Origin of the sequence: Stenotrophomonas sp. ATCM1_4 (assembly GCF_004348115.1) — a bacterium.
Lineage (GTDB): Bacteria > Pseudomonadota > Gammaproteobacteria > Xanthomonadales > Xanthomonadaceae > Stenotrophomonas > Stenotrophomonas capsici.
This window is the reverse complement of sequence record NZ_QPFB01000001.1, coordinates 3,835,978-3,853,902: the sequence shown is the minus strand read 5'-3', so window position 1 is coordinate 3,853,902 and position 17,925 is coordinate 3,835,978. Positions and strand designations below refer to the sequence as shown.

14 protein-coding genes are annotated in these 17,925 nt (G+C 67.1%); 4 read left to right on the top strand and 10 right to left on the bottom strand.

The genetic code is table 11. From position 1 onward, the window contains the following. Window positions 1–11 precede the first annotated feature (11 nt). The 8 genes from ATCM_RS17550 to ATCM_RS17515 form a co-directional block, all read right to left on the bottom strand. Window positions 12–1,235, bottom strand: coding sequence for an FtsX-like permease family protein (locus tag ATCM_RS17550; RefSeq protein ID WP_132865760.1), 1,224 nt, complete (start codon window positions 1,233–1,235; stop codon window positions 12–14). A gap of 106 nt (window positions 1,236–1,341) precedes the next feature. Beyond that, the gene (locus tag ATCM_RS17545; protein WP_132865759.1) at window positions 1,342–2,655 is read right to left on the bottom strand and encodes an ABC transporter permease; all 1,314 of its coding nucleotides are present in this window, start codon (window positions 2,653–2,655) and stop codon (window positions 1,342–1,344) included. Between the two features lie 18 nt (window positions 2,656–2,673). Next, entirely contained in the window at window positions 2,674–3,897 is a 1,224-nt protein-coding gene (locus ATCM_RS17540; protein ID WP_132865758.1) for an FtsX-like permease family protein, read from the bottom strand. Between the two features lie 165 nt (window positions 3,898–4,062). Next, entirely contained in the window at window positions 4,063–5,367 is a 1,305-nt protein-coding gene (locus ATCM_RS17535) for an ABC transporter permease (RefSeq protein ID WP_132865757.1), read from the bottom strand. An 18-nt stretch (window positions 5,368–5,385) separates the two neighbouring features. Further along, the gene (locus ATCM_RS17530; RefSeq protein WP_132865756.1) at window positions 5,386–6,603 is read right to left on the bottom strand and encodes an FtsX-like permease family protein; all 1,218 of its coding nucleotides are present in this window, start codon (window positions 6,601–6,603) and stop codon (window positions 5,386–5,388) included. 2 nt (window positions 6,604–6,605) lie between these two features. Next, entirely contained in the window at window positions 6,606–7,931 is a 1,326-nt protein-coding gene (locus ATCM_RS17525) for an ABC transporter permease (RefSeq protein ID WP_132866227.1), read from the bottom strand. Between the two features lie 15 nt (window positions 7,932–7,946). After that, a complete protein-coding gene (locus ATCM_RS17520; protein WP_132865755.1) occupies window positions 7,947–8,669 on the bottom strand; it encodes an ABC transporter ATP-binding protein in 723 nt (240 codons plus the stop codon). A 118-nt stretch (window positions 8,670–8,787) separates the two neighbouring features. Continuing rightward, window positions 8,788–10,056, bottom strand: a complete 1,269-nt coding sequence (locus tag ATCM_RS17515) for an efflux RND transporter periplasmic adaptor subunit (protein WP_132865754.1) — start codon at window positions 10,054–10,056, stop codon at window positions 8,788–8,790. Window positions 10,057–10,270: 214 nt separating this feature from the next. On the opposite strand from ATCM_RS17515, the gene glmS reads away from it, so the two are divergent. Next, window positions 10,271–12,103 carry a glutamine--fructose-6-phosphate transaminase (isomerizing) gene (gene glmS / locus ATCM_RS17510; RefSeq protein WP_132865753.1) on the top strand — a complete coding sequence of 611 codons (1,833 nt, stop codon included), beginning with the start codon at window positions 10,271–10,273 and terminating at the stop codon, window positions 12,101–12,103. Between the two features lie 517 nt (window positions 12,104–12,620). Next, window positions 12,621–13,052, top strand: coding sequence for a CBS domain-containing protein (locus ATCM_RS17505; protein WP_132865752.1), 432 nt, complete (start codon window positions 12,621–12,623; stop codon window positions 13,050–13,052). 183 nt (window positions 13,053–13,235) lie between these two features. Here ATCM_RS17505 and ATCM_RS17500 read toward each other — a convergent pair whose 3' ends face one another. Then, window positions 13,236–13,664, bottom strand: a complete 429-nt coding sequence (locus ATCM_RS17500) for a VOC family protein (protein WP_132865751.1) — start codon at window positions 13,662–13,664, stop codon at window positions 13,236–13,238. A gap of 90 nt (window positions 13,665–13,754) precedes the next feature. Beyond that, complete coding sequence (gene gloA, locus ATCM_RS17495) at window positions 13,755–14,273, bottom strand: lactoylglutathione lyase (RefSeq protein ID WP_132865750.1); 519 nt, start codon at window positions 14,271–14,273, stop codon at window positions 13,755–13,757. A gap of 428 nt (window positions 14,274–14,701) precedes the next feature. On the opposite strand from gloA, the gene ATCM_RS17490 reads away from it, so the two are divergent. Together ATCM_RS17490 and ATCM_RS17485 are read left to right on the top strand one after the other, a co-directional pair. Continuing rightward, the gene (locus tag ATCM_RS17490) at window positions 14,702–15,097 is read left to right on the top strand and encodes a CopL family metal-binding regulatory protein (RefSeq protein WP_132865749.1); all 396 of its coding nucleotides are present in this window, start codon (window positions 14,702–14,704) and stop codon (window positions 15,095–15,097) included. A 96-nt stretch (window positions 15,098–15,193) separates the two neighbouring features. After that, a complete protein-coding gene (locus ATCM_RS17485; RefSeq protein ID WP_132865748.1) occupies window positions 15,194–17,902 on the top strand; it encodes a TonB-dependent receptor in 2,709 nt (902 codons plus the stop codon). The last annotated feature ends 23 nt before the right edge of the window (window positions 17,903–17,925 follow it).

The following is a 17,925-nucleotide window of genomic DNA, read 5'->3' as shown; positions in this document are numbered from 1 at the left end:
CCTCGCCAGGTTCAGGCGCTGCGCGTGGCAACGGCCGGTGGGATGGAAGCCGCCCGGCGCGCCGGGCCGAGCACCGCCAGCTGGCCAAGCAGCCAGAGCAGCAGCGCGGCGACGGGCAGGTAGGCTAGCGGCAGGCGCGGCAGCTCGTAGTAGTGCATCAGCAGCAGGTTCAGGCCATAGGCCAGCAGCAGGCCGAGCACGATGCCGGCGCTGCTGAGCATGAAGTTCTCCACCTGGAAGTAACGCAGGATGTTGCCGCGCGTGGCCCCCAGCGCCCGCCGGATACCGATCTGCTTGGTGCGCTGCTGCACCCAGAAGCTGGCCAGACCGAGCACGCCGAACGCGGTGACCGCCAACAGCGCGGCGCTGACGGCCAGCAGCAGCCAGATCACGGAGCGGTCGCGCTGGTGGAAGTCGGCACGCATCTGTTCCAGCGTGCCCTGCTGTTCGATGAGGCGGTTCGGGTCGGTGGCGTGGAGCGCGTCGATGGCGGCCTTCAGCACCGCCTCGCGCTGGTCCGGCGTGGTGCGGATCGCGTACGCACCATTGGAGACCCGGATCGGGAACATCATGGAGTGGTAGCGGTTGGCGAAGGTACCCGCCTCGCCCGGCGCGAGCAGGTCCTCGATCACGCCGACCACCGGTGACGGCGGCTGCTTCTCGCCCCACACGTACAGCTGCTTGCCAACAGCGTCCTGGCCCGGGAACAGCGTCTGCGCCAGCGAACGGCCCAGGATGACGGCGGGGATGCCGGTGCCGACCTGGTTCGGATCGAAGCTGCTGTTGTCGATGTATTCGTCGGGGTTGAAGCCGCGGCCCTGGGCGATCCGCAGCGCGAAGGTCTGCTGCATGCGGCCATCGTCCATGTAGATGGCCGCGGTCGCGGAGGGACGGGTCTGGCTTGCCTCCAGACGCACATCGGAGGACCAGATGTTGCCGCCATAGGGGATCTGGTTGACGCTGCTGACCGCCTGCACGCCGGGGATCGCGGCCAGCGCCTGGAGGTCCTGCTTGCGCAGTGCGTCCATGTTGACGTCCGGCAACAGGCTGCTGGTGGCCAGGTAGACCAGCTCGTCATCGGCAACGCCGCTGCTGAGCTGCAGCTCGGCGATGCGGTTGCGGATGATGAACCCCGCGTTGCAGATGATGGCGCAGCTCAACGCGATCTCCAGCACGATCAGCAGGGCGGCGGTCTTGTGCCGCGACAGCGTGGTGAGGATGGGGAGGATTTCCATGGTCATCTGCCTGGGAGTGCGGGGAGCGCGTCGGACGATGGACGAGGCCCCGAAACAAGGGGAGAGCCGGAGCGTCCCTCCCCAAGCAGGTTCAGTCCGAAGCGCATTACTGGCTCTTGAGCTGCAGGGCTGGCGGCACCTTCATCGCGCGCCAGGCCGGCAACAGGCCGGCAAGCAGGCTGACGGTGACGGCCAGGGCGAAGGTCAGCCACAGCGTGGTGGTGTCCATGTGGGCGAGCTTGGCGTACTCGTCGGGCTGCTGGCGGATCAGCCACAGGCCGAAGGCGGCGAAGCCCAACCCCAGCGCGCCGCCGACGAAGCCGATCACGCCGGCTTCGGTCAGGCATTGCCGGAAGATGTCCGCGCGGGATGCGCCGAGCGAGCGGCGGATGCCGATCTCGCCGCTGCGGCGCAGGAACTTGGCCAGCAGCAGGCTCACCGTGTTGAGCAGGCAGACCAGCAGGAAACCGAACGCCAGCCACATCTGCAGGCGCACGTCGTTGGGCACGATGCGGTTGAAGTCCAGCCAGTCCATCACGCTGTACAGACGCACGTTGGTGGGGCGTTCGAAGCGACCACTGGCGCGTTGGCTGTCGGAGTAGTCGGCCAGGTACTTGAGGTAGTCCCGCGCTTTCTGCGGCGAGTCCAGCTCCACCCAATACTGCAGCCATGCGCAGGGTGCGTTGAGGCCATAGTTGCCGCCGTCCACGCCGCTGCTGTTGCCCCAGCAATGCACGTTGCCCTGCGTGTCCAGCTTCAGTGCGCGCGAGGTGGAGAACGGCAGCAGCACCTGCTCGTCGCCACCGTAGCGCTGGCTGCTCAGGTCGTAGAAACGCGGGGCCGGGCGCCAGTCATCCATCACGCCAACCACCCGGAACACGCCCTGCGGCAGCCGCATTTCCCGGCCCACCGCGGCATCGTCGCCGAACAGGGTGGCAGCCAGCTTGCGGTCGATGACCGCCACCTGCGCGCGGGCCTCGTCATCGGCTGCGTTCCAGGCATTGCCGCTGTGCAGCGGCACGTCGAACATCGCGAAGAAGTCGGCCGAGGTGTAGCGCGCCATCGCCCGGAACGGCTGGGCCGCGCTGCCGGCCGGCTGCACGGTGACCGCGCCGGCCGACATCACCGCCTGGTGGTCGGCGCGTTTCTGCCGCAGCAGCTCCTCGGCGTCATAGCGGCTCATCTGCCGCGGTGGATCCTTGTCCAGCGTGGCGTCCTTGCCCAGCGTGCGGGGTTCCAGCTGCGCGTAGTACAGCTGGCCGCTCTTGTGCGGGATGGGGTCGCCGGAGAGCACGAAGTACAGCCCCAGCGTGGTCATCGTCGCACCGATGCCGACCGCGATGGTCAGCACCATGAGCGTGGTCAGCACCTTGTTGCGGCCGAAGCCGCGCAAGGCCAGTTGCAGGTAGTAGCCGAACATGGGATCCCTTTGTCGTGGTCAGGCGCTGCGGGTGGCCACGGCCGGCGGGATCGAGGCGGCACGACGGGCCGGGCCGAACACCGCGATCTGCCCGATCACCCACAGCAACACCGCACCGACCGGCAGGTACAGCAACGGCAGGCGTGGCAGCTCGTAGCGCCCCATCAGCCAGTAGTTCAGGCTGTAGGCCAGCAGCATGCCCAGCACGATGCCGATGCCGGCCAGCAGGAAGTTCTCGGTCTGGAAGTAGCGCAGGATCTGCCCGCGGGTGGCGCCCAGGGCGCGCCGGATGCCGATCTGCTTGGTGCGTTGCTGCACCCAGAAGCTGGCCAGGCCGATGATGCCCACCGCGGTCACCAGCAACAGCAGGCCGCTGACGATCAGCAGCAGGCCGATCATGTCGCGGTCGTTGGCGAAGTTCTTGGCGCGCTTCTCCTCGAGCGTGAGGTTGGTCCACACCAGCCGGTTCGGGTCGTTCTTCTCCAGGGTCGCCAATGCCTGCTTCATCACCTCGTCGCGGCGCGCGGGGTCGGCGACGCGGATGATGTAGCGGCCACCGCCGGAGAAGCTCATGCGGATCGGGAAGATCACCCCGTAGGTGCGGTTGTTGTTCTGCATGTTGGGGCGCAGCAGGGTCTTGGCCACGCCGACCACGGTGATCGGGATGCCCAGCATGTAGACGGTCTTGCCGACGGCGTTGCCATCGGGGAAGAACTGCCGGGCCATCGCGTCGGTGAGGATGGCGCTGGAGGGCATCTGTTCGGTGGCGGTGGTCTTGGACAGCTCTTCGTTGCTCCTGTATTCGTCGGCATTGAAGTCACGGCCGGCGAGCAGCTCCAGTCCCAGCGTCTTCACCATGTTCTCGCCGAACATGTACTGCGCGCCGTTGACCGACTGCGCATCGGGTTCGGGGCTGGCCGACAGCGAGGTATTCCACGAGCCGCTCTGGAACGGCAGCTGGTTGGTGATGGCGACGTTCTCCACGCCGGGGATGGCGCGCAGCGTGGCGATGTCTTCGGCGGTACGCGCATCGGCATCGACCTGCTCGCCGATGCCGCTCAGGCCGATCTCCAGCAGGTGGCTTTCGTCGATGCCGCTGGGGAGTTCCATGACTTCGATGCGCTGGGAGACGATGAACAGCGCGTTGCAGATGATCGCGCAGCTCAGCGCGATCTCCAGCACGATCAAGGCGGCGGCGGTCTTGTGCCGCGACAGCGTCGAGAGGATGGGGCGGATTTCCATGAGGGTTCTCCGGTGGAGCGAGGAGTAAGGTGAAGAGGTGCGAGGATGAAAGGGGAGTGGATCGAACCCTTCTTCAACCCCGCCCCCCGCCAGACGTTGGGGACGGCACTACGCGGAAGGTCGTGGCGTGGCGGCCTGCCGCCGCGCACGCCCCGGACCGGTACCTCATTGGCTCTTCAGCTGGAGTGCGGGCGTGACCTGCATGGCCCGCCAGGCGGGCAGGACGCCGGCCAGCAGGCTGGCCAACACGGCCAGCGCGAAGGTGACCAGCAGCATCGAGCCGTCCAGGTGGGCGAGCGAGGCGTACGCGGCGGGACGCTGGCGTACCGCCCACAGGCCGAGCAGCGCGAACACCAGGCCGAGCATGCCGCCGGCCAGGCCGACGGTGCCGGCCTCGACCAGGCATTGCTTGAAGATCTCGCTGCGGCTGGCACCCAGTGCGCGACGCACGCCGATCTCGCCGCTGCGACGCAGGAACTTGGCCAGCAGCAGGCCCACCGTGTTGACCAGGCACACCAGCAGGAAGCCGAAGGCCAGCCACATCTGCAGGCGCACGTCGCCCGGCACGACCTGGGTGAAGTCCATCCACTCCATCACGTTGCGCAGGCGGGTGTTGGCCGGGCGCTCGAAGCGGCCGGAGGCACGCTGCTGCTCGGAATAGTTGTCCAGGTAGGCCTTGAAGTCACCGGCGTCGCTGGGCGAATCAAGCTCCACCCAGTACTGCACCCACGAGCAGGGCACGTTCAATGCCTGCGCGTCGTTGACGATCTCGCGGCCGAAGCAGTTCATGTTGCCGTTGCGCTCCAGCTTCAGGTCGATGAAGGTGGAGAACGGCAGCAGCACGCTTTCCTCGCGGTCGAAGCGGCCGGTGGTGATGTCGTAGAACTTCGGGCGCGGGTTCCAGTCGTTCAGCACGCCGACCACGCGCATCGCATGGCCTTCGATCAGCACGTCCTTGCCGACGCTGTTCTCACCCTTGAACAGCTTCTCGTTGAGGGACTTGCTGAGCACCGCCACGCGGCTGCGGCCGGCGTCCTCCCCGGCGCTCCAGCCGTTGCCATACAGGAAGGGGGTCTCGAACATCGGGAAGAAGTCGGCCGAGGTGTAGCGCATCTCGACGCTGAACGGCTTGAGCGCGTCCACGCGCGGATCGAGGATGCCGCCGCCGCCGGTCATCATCGCCTGGCGTGGCGCCTTCTTCTGCCGCAGCAGTTCCTCGGCATCGAAGCGGGTCAGCTGCCGCTCCGGCTCCTCGCCCGGCTGGTAGCCCTCCTTCGTGTAGGGGTCCAGCTGCACGTAGAACAGCCGGTCGCTCTTCTGCGGGATCGGGTCGCCGGAGAGCACCTTGAACACGGTCAGCGTCGTCATCGCCGCGCCGATGCCCAGGGCGATCGCCAGCACCATCAGCGTGGTGAGGATCTTGTTGCGACCGAAACTGCGGATCGCGAGTTTGAAGTAGTAGCTGAACATGGGAAGTCCTCGGCGAGGTCAAACGCTACGGGTGGCGACGATGGGTGGGATGGCAGCCGCGCGCAGGGCAGGGCCGATCACGGCGACCTGCCCGAGCAGCAACAGCAGTACGGCGCCGACGGGCAGGTAGTACAGCGGCAGGCGGTCAATCTCGAAGTAGTGCATCAGCACCTGGTTGCCGGCGAAGGCCAGCAGCATCCCCAGTACGATGCCGAAGCCGGTCAGCAACAGGTTCTCGGTCTGGAAGTAGCCGATGATCTGGCGCCGGGTGGCCCCCAGCGCACGGCGGATGCCGATCTGCTTGGTGCGTTGCTGCACCCAGAAGCTGGCCAGGCCGATGATGCCCAGCGCGGTCACCAGCAGCATCGCCAGGCACACGCCGAGCAGCAGGCGGGTCATCGCCCGGTCCTGGCGGAAGTAGGCGTCACGCAGCTGGGCCAGCGTGGCGCTGTAGTCGGTGGACAGGATGGCTTCGGGGGTGACCTTGGAGGCAGCGGCCATCGCGTCGCGGATGATCGCCGGCAGGTCCGCCGCATCGGCGCGCAGCACGTAGGTGCCGCTCTGCGCGTGGGTGAGGACCGGCACGATCACCGACCATTGCGCGCTGGCCACGCCGCTCTCGCTGCGGCCCGGGTCGGGACGGGCGAAGTGTTCCAGCACGCCGGCCACGGTGAAGCGGTTGCTGGACATCCAGAACTGCTTGCCGAGCGCCGATTCCCCCGGCCACAGGTGGGCGGCCAGGGCGCGGGTGATCCACACCTGGGCGCTCTCCGGCAGGTAGTTCTCCACCGGCTGGAAGTCGCCATCGGTGAAGCTGCGGCCCTGCACCGGCTTGAGCTGCATCACGTCGATCGCGCCGGGATCGAGCAGGTAGAAATGCGGCACGCCGCCGAAGTGCTTGCCTTCGGGGTCCAGGCTGATGCCGGCGGTGCCGGCACGCTGGCCGAACGGCACGGCGTTGACCACGCCCACCGCCTGCACGCCGGGCTGGCTGCGCAGCTGCTGCAGCCAGCGGCCGTTGAGTTCGGCCGGCTGGCAGCCGTCGCAGTCATCGAGGCTGAGGGCGGCGACGCGGCTCTCGTCCACGCCGCTGTTCATGCCGATCAGATCCATGCGCGAAACCGCCAGGAACAGCGCGTTGCACAGCACCGCGCAGGCCAGCGCGATCTCCAGGGTGATCAGGGTGGCGGCGATGCGGTGGCGCGACAGTGCGACCAGGATGGGTTTGATATCCATGCTTACAGTGCCTTGATCTGCAGGGCCGGGTCGATGCGGGCGGCGCGCAGCGCCGGCAGCAGTCCCGCCAACAAGGTGGTGACGACGGCAGCGGCCAGAGTCGAGCCGAGCATGGTGAGGTCCAGCTGCATCATGTCCGCGTAGGCCAAGGGCTGCTGGCGGATGTTCCACAGACCGAACGCGGTCAACAGCAAGCCGCCCAGGCCACCGGCCAGGCCGATCAGCGCCGCTTCGATCAGGCACTGCTGGAAGACCATCGCGCGGGTCGCGCCCAACGCCCGCAGCACGCCGATCTCGCTGGTGCGGCGCAGGAACTTGGCCAGCAGCAGGCCCACCGTGTTGAACAGGCAGATGCCGAGGAAGGCCAATGCCATCCAGGCCTGCAGGCGGACGTCACGCGGCACCACGCCGTTGAAGTCCAGCCACTGCATCAGGCTGGAAAGGCGCGCCAGTTCCGGCTGGCTGATGCGGCCCAGCTGCTGTTGCTGCTGCACGTAGCCCTGCAGGAACCGCTCGTAGGCGCTGACCTGCGCCGGCGTGTCCAGCTGCACCCATTGCTGCAACCACACGCAGTTGCTGTTCTCCAGGTGGCCGGGCTGCTCGGGCAGCCCCCAGCAGGTGAACTGCTGGAAGTTGCCGGCATTGACCTGCAGGCTGCTGAACAACGGCATCATCACGTCCTGCGGCGCGCGGTAGAAATCGGCGGTGTCGCCCTGGGAGAAGCGGCCACCGGCCACGGCGTAGTAGAGCGGTGCCGGGCGCCATGGCTTGAGCACGCCGACGATGCGGACCTCGCTGTCGCGGATGCGCAGCATCTGGCCGACGCTGTCCTTGCCGCCGAACAGGCGCTGGTTGAGGTTCCAGGAGATCACCGCCACGCGCGCACGGCGCTCGTCGTCCTCGCGCGACCAGCCGCTGCCGTAGGCCATCGGTACCTGGAACATCGGGAAGAAGTCGGCCGTGGTGGACAGCATCGGGGTGATGCTGGCCGGCGCGCTGCTGGTGGGGGCGGACAGCTTGGCCGGGCTGTTGGCGACCAGTGCCTTGCGCTCGGCCGGGCCATCGCGCCAGAGATCGACCGCCGAGGTGTAGTCGAGCATGTCCAGCGGATCGACGCGCGACTTCTCGCCGCGCGGGGACGCATCCACCTGCGGGTAGTACAGGTGCTGGCTGCGCCCGGGCAGGGGATCGCCCGAGAGCAGGTGCATCACCGTCAGCGTCGTCATCGACGCGCCGATGCCCACGGCGATGGACAGCACCATCAGCCCGGTGAGCACCGGCGTGCGGCGCAAGCTGCGCACGCCTTGTTGCAGGTAGTACGTGAACAGGGACATGCGCGGTCCTCAGCCCTGCGTGTTGGTTTCGGCGATGCGCGAGGCGTGGGCCAGCACCGGCTCACGCAGCAGGTCGGTGGCCTGGCCGTCGACGATGTGCACGTTGCGCTGGGCGCGTGCGGCCAGCTCCGGGTCGTGCGTCACCATGACGATGGTGGTGCCCTGGGAGTTGATCTCCTCCAGCAGCTCCATCACGCCGCGGGCCATCTGCGTGTCCAGGTTGCCGGTCGGTTCGTCGGCCAGCAGCAGGCGCGGGCTGCCGGCCAGGGCGCGGGCGATGGCGGCGCGCTGCTGCTGGCCGCCGGACAGCTCGGCCGGGTAATGCTTCATGCGCGAGCCCAGGCCGACGCTGGTCAGTGCCTGCTCGATGCGCTGCTTGCGCTCGGCCGCGCCCATGCCGCGATAGCGCAGCGGTACGTCGACGTTGTCGAACAGGTTGAGGTCGGGGATCAGGTTGAAGCCCTGGAAGATGAAGCCGATCTTCTGGTTGCGCAGGCGCGAGCGCGCGTCGTCGCCGAGGTGGCTCACGTCCTGGCCATCGAGCAGGTACTGGCCGCTGGTGAAGGTTTCCAGCAGGCCGGCGATGTTGAGGAAGGTGGTCTTGCCCGAGCCGGACGGACCGGTGACGGCGACGAACTCGCCTTCGCGCACATGCAGGTCCAGCGAGCGCAGCGCGTGGGTTTCAACCTGTTCGGTGCGGAAGACCTTGGAGACCGATTGCATATGGAGCATGTCTATTTCCTTTGGGGACGAGGTTGCGGGGCAGGGGGGAACAAGGCGCGGGGAGCAGGGCGGTGGTGCCGCGCGGGGCCGGTTGGATGACTTGCCGTGCCCCGCTCCCGGCGTTCAATCAATTGATGGAGACGCGTTCGTTGTCGCCGAACAGATCCGCGCCGGAGACCACGATCTTTTCGCCCGGCTGCAGGCCGGACACCACTTCCACCTCGCCCAGGCTGCTCACGCCCAGCTGCACGGGGCGGCGGGTGGCGATGCTGCCGGTGACGACGTAGGCGTAACGGCCGCCGGATTGTTCGACGAACGGGCCGCGCTCGACCTTGAGTACGTTGCGGCGGGTGTCGAGCAGGATGCGCGAGCTCATCCGCTGGCTCTGGCGCAGGCCTTCGGGCTGCTTGTCGGAGAAGCGGATGCGGGCCACGACTTCGCCGTTGACCACCTCCGGCGACACCGCCGAGATCTCGCCGGGGAAGGGCTGGCCGCTGCCGCTGGTCAGCTGCGAGGGCATGCCGATGGCCAGTTCGCGGGCGAAGCTCTCCGGTACCTTGATCTCGACCTCGAAGCGGGACAGGTCGACCACGCTCAGGATCGGGGCGTTGGCGGCGACCTGGGTGTGCTGGGTGGCCTGCACCTGGCCGACCTGGCCATCGAACGGGGCGCGCAGGGTCAGCGCATCGACCTGGCGCTGCACTTCGTTGACCACGGCCAGCTGGCGCTCGGCCAGCAGGCGCTTGTTGCGGGCGTCCAGGTCGGCGCCGCGGCTCTGCAGGGTGGCGTCCTGCTGGGCGTGCTGCAGCTCGATCTGGGCCTTCTTCAGTTCGTCCTGGGCCTTGGCCAGGTCCACCTGCGGTACCGCGCCGCCGTCGAAGCCGCGCTGGTAGCGGTCCAGGTCGCGCTGGGCGGCGATGCGCACCAGGCCGGCCTGGTCGGACATCTTGGCGCCGGTGGCGCGGGCCAGGGTGGCGTCCAGGGCGGCGCGGCTGGCCTCGGCCTCCAGGCCGGCCAGGGTGGCCTGTTCCTGGGCCAGCTTGCTGCGCAGTTCCGGGCTGTCGATCACCGCCAGCTCCTGGCCCTGCTTGACCACGTCGCCGGCCACCACCTTCAGGGTCACGGTACCGGCGGAGATGGCGTACAGCACCGGGCTGTTGGCGGCGATCACGCGGCCATCGGCGGCGATGTCGCGGACCAGGTCGCCGCGGCCGACTTCGGCGATGCGCACGCGGCTGCTGTCGAAGGAGCGGCTGGCGCCGGCCCACTTGTTGGCGATGAAGCCGATGCCGGCCACCACCGCGACCGTGGCCACGGCGGGCCACAGCCAGCGGCGCCACTTGGGCTGCTGGGGCTGGGTGGAGACTCGGTCCTGGGCGGAGGTGTCGCGGATCATCGTGGGCTTCGCAGCAGAGGTTGGTATTGGTTAAGCACGCTGCGTGCCAACTTCAACATATTGAAATTGTTGAATTTAATTCGATGTCCGGGTGTGTCCGGGTGTCCGCGGACACTTCTGCGGACAGTGTCCGCGCGGGTTGTCCGGCAATGTCTGCTGGATGTCCGAACCGGCTGACTTAGAATGTCCGCCTGTTATTCCAGATGGACGAACTATGTGCGGGATTGTGGGTGCGATCGCGGATCGCGATGTGGTTCCGGTACTGATTGAAGGACTCAAGCGTTTGGAGTACCGCGGCTACGACTCGTCGGGCATCGCGGTGTTCGAGGGGGACGGCATCCGCCGCGTGCGCCGTACCGGCCGGGTGGCCGAAATGGAGAGCGCCGCCGCCGCCGAGCATTTCCAGGCGCAACTGGGCATCGGCCACACCCGTTGGGCGACCCATGGCGGGGTGACCGAGTCCAATGCCCACCCGCACATCAGCCACGGCGTGGCGCTGGTGCACAACGGCATCATCGAGAACCACGAGGAGCAGCGCGAGAAGCTGCGTGCGCTGGGTTATGCCTTCGAGTCGCAGACCGATACCGAGGTCATCGCGCACCTGATCCACCACCACCTCAAGGCCGATCACGACGACCTGCTCGGCGCGTTGCAGCGCACCGTCAAGGAGCTGACCGGCGCCTACGCGCTGGCGGTGATCAGCCAGAAGGAGCCCGAGCGCATGGTGGTGGCGCGCATGGGCTGCCCGCTGCTGGTCGGCTTGGGCGACGGCGAGAACTTCGTGGCCTCCGACGTCTCGGCCATCATCCAGGCCACGCGCCGGGTGATGTTCCTGGAAGAGGGGGATACCGCCGAGCTGACCCGCCAGGGCGTGCGCGTGTTCGATGCCGACAATGCCCCCGCGCAGCGCGAGCAGCGCCTGTCCGACGTGTCGCTGGCCTCGCTGGAGCTGGGCCCGTACCGCCACTTCATGCAGAAGGAAATCCACGAGCAGCCGCGTGCGCTGGCCGATACCGCCGAAGCGGCGATCGACGCCGGTGGCTTCCCGGCCACGTTGTTCGGTGCCAACGCCGAAGCGGTGCTCAAGGACATCGATGGCGTGCAGATCCTGGCCTGTGGCACCAGCTACTATGCCGGCCTGACCGCGCGTTACTGGATCGAGGCCATCGCCGGCCTGCCGTGCAGCGTCGAGATTGCCAGCGAGTACCGTTATCGCGCGGCTTACGCCAACCCCAGGCATCTGGTGGTCACCATTTCCCAGTCCGGTGAAACCCTGGACACGATGGAGGCGCTGAAGTACGCCAAGTCGCTGGGCCACCTGCACACGCTGTCGATCTGCAACGTGCCCGAGAGCGCCATCCCGCGCGCCAGCGAGCTGGTCTGCTACACCCGCGCCGGCGCCGAGATCGGCGTGGCCTCGACCAAGGCCTTCACCACCCAGCTGGCGGCGCTGTTCCAGCTGACCGTGGTGCTGGGCAAGCTGCATGGCAAGGTCGACGCCGCGCAGGAAGCGGACTACCTGGAGCAGCTGCGCCACCTGCCGGGCAGCGTGCAGCATGCGCTGAACCTGGAGCCGCAGATCATCGCCTGGGCCGAGCGCTTCGCCGGCAAGTCCAATGCCTTGTTCCTGGGCCGCGGCCTGCATTACCCGATTGCCCTGGAAGGCGCGCTCAAGCTCAAGGAGATCTCCTACATCCACGCCGAAGCCTACCCGGCCGGCGAGCTCAAGCACGGCCCGCTGGCGCTGGTGGACGCGGAGATGCCGGTGGTGGTGATCGCGCCCAACGACAGCCTGCTGGAGAAAGTGAAGTCCAACATGCAGGAGGTGCGTGCGCGTGGCGGCGAGCTGTTCGTGTTCACCGACCAGGACAGCAACTTCAATGCCTCCGAGGGCGTGCACGTGATCCGTACCCCGCGCCACGCCGGGGTGCTGAGCCCGGTGGTGCATACCATCCCGGTGCAGCTGCTGGCCTACCACACGGCGCTGGCCCGAGGCACCGACGTGGACAAGCCGCGCAACCTGGCCAAGAGCGTGACAGTGGAATGATGGCTGTCACGTGAGCGTAACCGGGGCTGCGGATAATCACCTCCAGCAGCCCGGTTCTCTCTCCCCCGACGCTGTGATGAAGCCCGGCCATGCGCCGGGCTTTTCTTTTGCCTGTTCGCGGCATGGGCGGCAGTGGCGGGGAGTGCCTGGCCGCCGGTGCAGGGCATCGATCCGGGCAACCGATCGGCGTCGGCAACCGGCGAACGTCAAGCGGCGGTGTTCGCGGACATTCAGTGGCGGTTTCGCCCGCGGTGCCATGCTCCGGATCGTCATCCGGTTCCACGACGAACCATCCCATTCGTGGCGACATATGCCGCCGGGATGCAGCCGTAGAATCGAAGTGGCACAGGACGAGGCGTGCAATTGCCGGCCCCGTCCGCGATGCAGCGCCCTGCCTGCCGACGACGTGTCAAACGGCAGGCAGGTGCGCCACAAGTGCGCTGGAAGATCTGTTCCCGGGAGGGGCGTATCGGCAGAGCACGGTTTCGACTTCAGTGACCTGCAACAGGAAACAAGAATGAACGTTCGAGAACTTCTGCAATCGAAGAAAGAAACTGTCATCACCATCGACACCCACGACACGATCGGTGCCGCCGCGCACAAGATGAGTGCGAACCGGATTGCCGCACTGGTGGTGCTCAATGACGACGCACCAGTGGGCATCATTTCCGAAAAGGACATCGTGCGCGCGCTGGCCGACGATGGACCGCAGGCGGGACGCCGGGTGATCTCGAGCCTGCCGTCGATGGGACTGGAAGGCATCGCGCCCGAAGCCAGCCTGAAGCAGGCGATGTCGTTGATGACGTACTCGCGGCGTCGCCACCTGATGGTCACCGAGGGCGGGCGGCTGGTTGGCATCCTCAGCCTGGGCGACATCGTCAAGAACCTGCTCGGCGAGCTGGAGCTGGAGAAGGCCGTGCTGCAGGACATCTACATGGCCGCGCACTGAGGCGGTCACCGGCCCCGAAGGTGGTGAATCACGGCCAGGTGCATCCGCACCTGGCCGTTTGCGTTACCCGGTCCGGCGCGCCAGCCGGGGGGCAGGACCACAACAGTGCAGGGAACGCGGCGACAGCGGCCGTGCAGGTGACACGCGCCGGTGCCGCAGTGCGGGCGCATGCCCGCGCATGGATCAGAACGTGACCTTCACCGAGTCGGCGCTGTAGCGCGCCGGGCCGTGGTAGACCACTTCGATGTTGTTGCCATCCGGGTCGAGCACGAAGGCGCCGTAGTAACCCGGGTGATAGGGGCGCTCGCCAGGGGCACCGTTGTCGGTGCCACCGGCGGCCAGCGCGGCCTTGTGGAAGGCATCGACGGTGGCGCTGTCGCGCGCCTGGAACGCCAGGTGGTGGCGCCCGGTCAGCTGGCCGGCGGCGGCTTGACTGCTGGCGGTGGAAATGAACAACTCGTCGGCCCAGAAATAGTCATCGCCTTCGCCGGCGATGGGAATGCCGATCGCATCGAACACTGCCTGGTAGAAGCGGCGGCTGGCGGCCAGGTCGCGCACCACCAGTTGCAGGTGATCGATCAGGCGGCCACGGTGCAGTTCCATGGTTTCCATGCAGACCTCGGATGAAGGTGGCGGAGGGGACCACTGGGGTCCGGCGCCATGATGCGCGGGATGCCGTGATCCCTCCGTTGCCCACTGCCGTCAGGTGTTGGAGATGATTTCCACCCAGTAACCGTCCGGGTCCTTGATGAAGGCCAGGTGCTTCATGCGGCCATCGGCCAGGCGCTTCTGGAAGGGCACGTCCAGCGCCTCGAAGCGCGCGCAGGCGGTTTCGATGTCCGGCACCGACACGCAGATATGGCCGAAGCCACGCGGGTCACTGTTGCCGTCATGGTAGACCGGGCCATCCTGGTGCTCGGTACCGTGGTTGTGGGTGAGTTCCAGCACGCCGGGAGTGCCGGCCATCCAGCGGCGGCGTTCGGCGTCGTCGGCCGGGACCGGGGTGCCGGCCGGTACGTAGGCCAGGAAGTACAGGCTGAAGGCCGCTTCGGGGAAGTCGCGCTGGTCGATCAGCTGGAAGCCGAGCACGCGGGTGTAGAAGTCCAGCGAGCGGGTGATGTCCTTGACCCGCAACATGGTGTGGTTGAACACGAAGCCATGGGTTTCGGCGGGAACCTGCGCGGCCACGCCGGGCTGCTGACGGAGGGATTCAACGCTCATCGATTACATCCTGTTGCAGTGAATGGGGAGGGGAAACGGGTTGTCGCGGCAGCATCGGGAATGTTGCATCCGTAATCAACAACGCCGGGAAAAGTTGCACCGGAAATCAGTTTTCCAGCCAAAACCAGCGCTTTGGTGCATCGACAGAAAAAATCGTCATTGCCATGCCCCGCGCATCTTGGCGCTGGCAGATGCGCTGGCTATGCTGCGACGCAGGATAGTCGTTGCCGCTCTGCGATCCGCTGAAGTGCGCGTGCATTGCACTTGAATGGGGCGGAGACGACGCCGGTACAAGGGGTGTACCGGCAATTGCGCAGGGGGCGCACCCACGGACTGACCCACGCCGGAAGCCAGCGCAGTTGACAGGCTTTCTCCGGACGCGCTATTGATTGTATGTATATACAAATATACGAGGACCGTCGGGCCCCATGCCGTACCGCTGCTGGCTGCCACTGCTGCTGATCTGCGTGCTCGCGGCCGAAGGCGTGCTCGGGGCGTGGGTGGGCGCGCGCATGGCGCTGGACACGGCGGCCAGCGTGGCCGCCGCCGGCGATGTGGCGGCACAGGCGGACTGCGCGCCGTCCAAGCCGGTCCTGGCCAAGGCCCATGCCGGCCATGGCAAGCCCGGCGGCACCGATGCCACCGATTGCACCTGCGGTGACAGCACCGGCTGTGAATGCGCCTGCGTGCTGGCGCTGTATCCACCCACGACGGTGGCGTTGTTCGCCGGCAGTTACCCGCCGGTCACCTTCGATGTCCCCTTGCCGGTACTGCAGTTGCCGGCCAGCAAACTCTCCCGGGTATTCCGACCTCCCATCGCCTGAGCGGTGTTTTACGCGTCGTGACGACGCTGCAACGCCCTTGCGCGCGCATCTGCGCACGCCCAGCCCAGAGACAGGTTCCCCAGCGGGAGAGAGACCATGTACGTGAAGTCCAACGCCTTGGCCGTGGCCATTGGCAGTTTGTTGAGTGTGGCCGCCATCCAGGCCGCACAGGCCCAGGAAAACCAGAACGAAGCCGCCCGCACGCTCGATGCGGTGCAGGTTACCGGCAGCCACATCAAGCGCGCGCAGTTGTCCGGCGTCGGCCCGGTCAGCGTGGTGGATGCCGAGGCGATCGAGCGCTCCGGCGCCACCTCGGTGGAAACGCTGCTGCAGCGCCTGCCGGCCTCGGCCGGCTTCGCCGGCAGCCAGAGCAACGCCTATTGGGCCGAGAACGGCTACGGCACCACCCAGGTCAACCTGCGCGGCCTGGGCATCAACCGCACGCTGGTGCTGCTCAACGGCCGCCGCATCGTCAACGGCGGCACCGGCGCCAACAGTTCGGTCGACCTGAACGTGATCCCGGTATCGCTGATCGAGCGGGTGGAAGTACTCAAGGACGGTGCCTCGGCCATCTACGGCGCCGACGCGGTGGCCGGCGTGGTCAACATCATCACCAAACAGGGCTTCGACGGCGCCGAGCTGGCCGTGCGTTATGGCCAGACCAGCAAGAGCGACGGCGAGGAAACCTCGGTGGACTTCAGCTGGGGCGTCACCGGTGAGCGTGGCTCGCTGATGGCGGCGATCAACTACTACGACGGCGGCTCGGTGAACATGGCCACGCGCGCGCCCTGCGGCCTGATCGAATCCGATGGCAAGCTGGTGTGCTCGGGCAGCTCGACCACCGTGGGCGGTCGTGCGCTGCTGGCCGATGGCAGCCGCGTCAACTTCAACCAGGTGCTCGGCGGCGACGGTGATTTCTACGAGCCGTACTCGGCGGCCAAGCACAACTACAACGGCAACCCCACCCTCAATGCGGTCAATCCGATCGAACGCCTGAGCTTCAGCGTGTTCGGCGACAGCAAGCTCAATGACACCACCGAGGCCTTCGTCGAGCTGATGTACACCAACCGCCAGTCCAGGCAGCTGGCAACGGCCGGCGCGCTGGGCGTGTACCGGCCGATCAACATCGCCGCCGATCACCCGACCAACCCGACAGGGCAGGACCTGTTGCTGCAGCGCCGTCGCCTCGAGGAAGCGGGCCCGCGCCACTTCTTCCAGGAAACCGATACCTGGCGCGTCGTGGCCGGGCTGAAGGGCCAACTGGGCACCAGCTGGGACTGGTCGGCGGCCTTCAACTGGGGCCGCAACACCGGCGTGGACGGCTCGGACAACGTGGCCAACCTGGACCGCGTCGAGCAGACCCTGGACCGCGCGCTGTGCAGCCCGCTGCCGGGTGCGGCCATTCCCTGCGGTGACTACCTGGGCTACGGCGACCTGAGCCGCGAGGTGCTGGACTACATCCTGTACAGCTCGCGCGATACCGGCGGCAACGAGCAGAAGAGCTTCATCGCCAACCTCAGCGGCCAGGTCTTCGAGCTGCCGGCCGGCTGGGTGGGCTTCGCCGCCGGCGTGGAAGTGCGCAAGGAAAGCGGTTGGCGTGATCCGGACCCGCTGACCGTGCTCGGCATCGGCAACACCAACCAGCAGGATCCGATCCATGGCGAGTACACCGCCAAGGAAGTGTTCGCCGAGCTGGCCATCCCGCTGCTGCAGGACAGCGTCATCGCCGATTCGCTGTACCTCAACCTGGCCGGGCGCGCCTCGGACTACGATCTGTTCGGCCGTGACTACAACTACAAGGTCGGCCTGGACTGGCAGGTCAACGCATCGCTGAAGCTGCGCAGCACCTACGCCACCGCATTCCGCATCCCGAACATCCCGGAGCTGTTCGGTGGCGTCGCCGAAGGCAACCTCACCACCACCGACCCGTGCAGCAACTGGAGCAGCCTGCCGTCCGATTCGGTGGTGCGCGCCAACTGCCAGGCCTACGGCGTGCCGGCCGGCTACGTGCAACCGGGCAACACCATCCTCACCACGTCCGGTGGCAACGCCGACCTGAAGCCGGAGGACGCCACCTCCTTCACCGCCGGCGTGGTGTGGACGCCTGCGTTCGCCCCGGGCCTGACGCTGACGCTGGACTACTACAACATCCGCATCAAGAACGCGATCCAGCGCATCGCCGGTTCCACCAAGCTGGCCATCTGCTACAACACGCCGGGGCTGGCGCACCCGTTCTGCGATGCCAGCAACTTCACCCGCAACCCGCGCACCGGCGAGGTGGACTACCTATCCTCGCAGCCGGTGAATGCCGCCAACGAGCGGGTCAGTGGCGTCGACCTGGGCGCGCTGTACGAGTTCGACGTGGCCGGCTTCGATGCCAGCGTCAGTGCCGACGTGTCCTACCTGCAGCGCTATGACGTGCGGCCGTATGAAGGTGCCGATGTCATCGAGTACGCCGGCAAGATCACCGGTGGCCGCGGCAGCTATGCCAAGTGGCGTGGCCTGGTGGCCTTCAATGCCAGCCGCGCGCAGTGGTCGGGTACCTGGTCCACCCAGTACATCGGACGTGCCGAGGACATCAATGCCACGCGCGGTGACATCGGCGACCATGCGCCGTCGGTGTTCTACCACAACCTCCAGTTGAAGTACGCCGTGAACAAGGCGCTGGATGTCTCGCTGGGCCTGGACAACGTCTTCGACAAGAGGCCGCCCTTCATCCAGAGCTACACCGACGCCAACACCGACACCATGACCTACGACCTGCTGGGTCGCCGCTGGTACGCACGCATCGGCTACCGCTGGTGACCGCTGGCGCCCCGCCGGATGAC

Excerpts from the sequence above, each read along its gene's own strand:
- ATCM_RS17520 (WP_132865755.1), bottom strand. The coding sequence starts at position 8,669 with ATGCTCCATATGCAATCGGTCTCCAAGGTCTTCCGCACCGAACAGGTT.
- ATCM_RS17550 (WP_132865760.1), bottom strand. The coding sequence starts at position 1,235 with ATGGAAATCCTCCCCATCCTCACCACGCTGTCGCGGCACAAGACCGCC.
- ATCM_RS17535 (WP_132865757.1), bottom strand. The coding sequence starts at position 5,367 with ATGTTCAGCTACTACTTCAAACTCGCGATCCGCAGTTTCGGTCGCAAC.
- ATCM_RS17530 (WP_132865756.1), bottom strand. The coding sequence starts at position 6,603 with ATGGATATCAAACCCATCCTGGTCGCACTGTCGCGCCACCGCATCGCC.
- ATCM_RS17545 (WP_132865759.1), bottom strand. The coding sequence starts at position 2,655 with ATGTTCGGCTACTACCTGCAACTGGCCTTGCGCGGCTTCGGCCGCAAC.
- gloA (WP_132865750.1), bottom strand. The coding sequence starts at position 14,273 with ATGAGCGTTGAATCCCTCCGTCAGCAGCCCGGCGTGGCCGCGCAGGTT.
- ATCM_RS17540 (WP_132865758.1), bottom strand. The coding sequence starts at position 3,897 with ATGGAAATCCGCCCCATCCTCTCGACGCTGTCGCGGCACAAGACCGCC.
- ATCM_RS17505 (WP_132865752.1), top strand. The coding sequence starts at position 12,621 with ATGAACGTTCGAGAACTTCTGCAATCGAAGAAAGAAACTGTCATCACC.
- ATCM_RS17515 (WP_132865754.1), bottom strand. The coding sequence starts at position 10,056 with ATGATCCGCGACACCTCCGCCCAGGACCGAGTCTCCACCCAGCCCCAG.
- ATCM_RS17500 (WP_132865751.1), bottom strand. The coding sequence starts at position 13,664 with ATGGAAACCATGGAACTGCACCGTGGCCGCCTGATCGATCACCTGCAA.
- ATCM_RS17490 (WP_132865749.1), top strand. The coding sequence starts at position 14,702 with ATGCCGTACCGCTGCTGGCTGCCACTGCTGCTGATCTGCGTGCTCGCG.
- ATCM_RS17485 (WP_132865748.1), top strand. The coding sequence starts at position 15,194 with ATGTACGTGAAGTCCAACGCCTTGGCCGTGGCCATTGGCAGTTTGTTG.
- glmS (WP_132865753.1), top strand. The coding sequence starts at position 10,271 with ATGTGCGGGATTGTGGGTGCGATCGCGGATCGCGATGTGGTTCCGGTA.